Origin of the sequence: Pseudomonas sp. SIMBA_068, assembly GCF_046534705.1 — a bacterium.
Classification (GTDB): Bacteria; Pseudomonadota; Gammaproteobacteria; order Pseudomonadales; family Pseudomonadaceae; genus Aquipseudomonas; species Aquipseudomonas putida.
This window is the reverse complement of sequence record NZ_JAWRYI010000806.1, coordinates 1-262: the sequence shown is the minus strand read 5'-3', so window position 1 is coordinate 262 and position 262 is coordinate 1. Positions and strand designations below refer to the sequence as shown.

Below are 262 nucleotides of genomic sequence, written 5' to 3'. Positions count from 1 at the left end.
ATTACATGCTCTGCAGTATTGCCAACTAGCGCAGCACTTAACCCAGTACGTCCAACAGTTCCAATAACCACTAATTCACTATTCAAACGATTTGCAATATCAGGAATTACATCTTCTGGTAAGCCTTCTTCAATAAAGCATTGCTCAGTAGTTAATGTAAATTCAGCAGCCAGTGCATTAGTTGATTCTATATGGTGTTTTTTAACTGATTCGTTGTAAAGACTTGGATTAAACTCTGGTATTTCAATGGCTATATTAATAG

The 262-nt window shown here is 35.9% G+C and carries 1 protein-coding gene; it reads right to left on the bottom strand.

Going from position 1 to position 262, the window contains the following annotated elements:
• Window positions 1-262 (bottom strand): universal stress protein (locus SB756_RS31535; RefSeq protein WP_410913431.1); only part of this gene is annotated, 262 nt, incomplete at both ends.